The 2,500-nt window shown below is 59.4% G+C and carries 1 tRNA gene and 2 rRNA genes (1 of these 3 cut by a window edge); all 3 read right to left on the reverse strand.

The window, feature by feature from the left end:
• Window positions 1-2: 2 nt before the first annotated feature.
• A tRNA-Met gene (locus tag ACLF3M_RS35000) sits at window positions 3-76 on the reverse strand.
• A gap of 31 nt (window positions 77-107) precedes the next feature.
• Window positions 108-222, reverse strand: a 5S ribosomal RNA gene (gene rrf / locus ACLF3M_RS35005).
• Between the two features lie 142 nt (window positions 223-364).
• Window positions 365-2,500: ribosomal RNA gene (locus ACLF3M_RS35010) — 23S ribosomal RNA — on the reverse strand; it runs 613 nt beyond the window's last position.

Consider the following 2,500-nt stretch of genomic DNA (forward strand, 5'->3'; position numbering starts at 1 on the left):
GGATGCGGGGACAGGATTTGAACCTGTGACCTTCAGGTTATGAGCCTGACGAGCTACCGGGCTGCTCCACCCCGCGTTGAAGGTTGTTGTCTGGATCCGGCGTGGTGGCCCGGCGGCGACCGACTCTCCCGCACCTTGAGGTGCAGTACCATGGGCGCTGAGGTGTTTCACGGCCGAGTTCGGGATGGGATCGGGTGTATCATCCTCGCGATGACCACCGGGCCACCAGGCCGGATCGAGACAACGGATGAGGGGTGGGGATCTGGTGTGTGTGTGTGTTGGCTTGGGTTGGTAGTGCGCGGCTTGGTGCTGCGCGCGGCTGGGGGTGTCACGAGGACACCCTGGCCGGTGCGGTGTTGGTGGATACAGGAGCTCTATCGGGCGATTAGGACCGCTCGGCTGAAAGGGTTACCCCTCTTATACCTGCGGCCTATCGACGTGGTGGTCTTCCACGGCCCTCGGCGAGACCTCGTTTCGAGGCTGGTTTCCCGCTTAGATGCCTTCAGCGGTTATCCATTCCGCACTTGGCCACCCGGCCGTGCCGCTGGCGCGACAACCGGTTCACCAGAGGTGCGTCCTTCCCGGTCCTCTCGTACTAGGGAAAGATCCTCTCAAGTCTCGTACACCCACAGCAGATAGGGACCGAACTGTCTCACGACGTTCTAAACCCAGCTCACGTACCGCTTTAATCGGCGAACAGCCGAACCCTTGGGACCTGCTCCAGCCCCGGGATGCGATGAGCCGACATCGAGGTGCCAAACCTCCCCGTCGATGTGGACTCTTGGGGGAGATCAGCCTGTTATCCCTAGAGTACCTTTTATCCGTTGAGCGATGGCCCTTCCACGCGGGACCACCGGATCACTAAGGCCGACTTTCGTCTCTGCTCGCGCTGTCGCGCTCGCAGTCAGGCGGGCTTGTGCCTTTGCACTCAACAGCCGATGTCCGACCGGCCTGAGCCCACCATCGCGCGCCTCCGTTACACTTTGGGAGGCGACCGCCCCAGTCAAACTGCCCACCACGCAGGGTCCCGATCCCGGATGACGGGATGCGGTTAGACGCCAGAAAGGCACAGGGTGGTATTTCAAGGGTGGCTCCACCGAGGCTAGCGCCCCGGCTTCAAAGCCTCCCACCTATCCTACACAGTCCCTTCCTGGCGCCACTGCGAAGCTGCAGTAAAGGTTCATAGGGTCTTTCCGTCTAACTGCGGGTACCCCGCATCTTCACGGGGAATTCAATTTCGCTGAGCCCATGCTGGAGACAGTGGGGAGGTCGTTACGCCATTCGTGCAGGTCGGAACTTACCCGACAAGGAATTTCGCTACCTTAGGACCGTTATAGTTACGGCCGCCGTTTACCGGGGCTTCGGTTCGGAGCTCTCACTCCTCCCCTTGACCTTCCGGCACCGGGCAGGCGTCAGACCCTATACGTCGTCTCACGACTTCGCAGAGCCCTGTGTTTTTACTAAACAGTCGCCACCCCCTGGTTTGTGCCACCCACCACGACTTGCGTCGCAGCAGGTCTCGCTTATCCCGAAGTTACGCGAGTAATTTGCCTAGTTCCTTCAGCATGGTTCCCTCAAGCGCCTTGGTATACTCAACCAGTCCACCTGTGTCGGTTTCGGGTACGGTCCATGTGCCAGAGCTGTTTCCCGGACCTCTCCAACCGCCCGGCCAATCCGATAAGGCCGAACAGCGTTTCAAGGTCGTCACTTCTGGCGGGCGCGGGAATATTCACCCGCTTCCCATCGGCTACGGCTCTCGCCCTCGCCTTAGGGGCCGGCTCACCCTGCGCGGATTAACCTTGCGCAGGAACCCTTGGACTTTCGGCGGGAGAGTTTCTCACTCTCCTTGTCGCTACTCATGTCCGCATTCGCACTTCCCATACCTCCACCACCCGTCACCGGTATGGCTTCACAGGCCTAGGGAACGCTCCGCTACCGCGTGCATTGCTGCACACCCATGTCTTCGGTAGATGGCTTGAGCCCCGTTACATTTTCGCCGCAGAACAGCTATTAGACCAGTGAGCTATTACGCTTTCTTTAAAGGATGGCTGCTTCTAAGCCAACCTCCTGGTTGTTTTGGCCGTCCCACATGCTTTCCCACTTAGCCATCATTTGGGGACCTTAGACGATGGTCTGGGCTGTTTCCCTCTCGACAATGGACCTTAGCACCCACTGTCTGTCTGCCAGGCTGCACTCCTCGGCATTCGGAGTTCGGTAGGGTTTGGTAGGGCTTTGGGCCCCCCTAGCCCTTCCGGTGCTCTACCTCCGAGGGTGATCACCTGACGATCTACCTCAATAGATTTCGCGGAGAACCAGCTATTTCCGAGTTTGATTGGCCTTTCACCCCTAGCCACAGCTCATCCCCGACTTTTTCAACAGGCGTGGGTTCGGCCCTCCAGTAGGTGTTACCCCACCTTCAGCCTGGCCATGGCTAGATCACTCGGTTTCGGGTCTCATGCCCGTGACTAATCGCCCATTTCGGACTCGCTTTCGCTGCGCC

This window comes from Falsiroseomonas sp. HW251, assembly GCF_050563545.1.
Lineage (GTDB): Bacteria > Pseudomonadota > Alphaproteobacteria > Acetobacterales > Acetobacteraceae > Falsiroseomonas.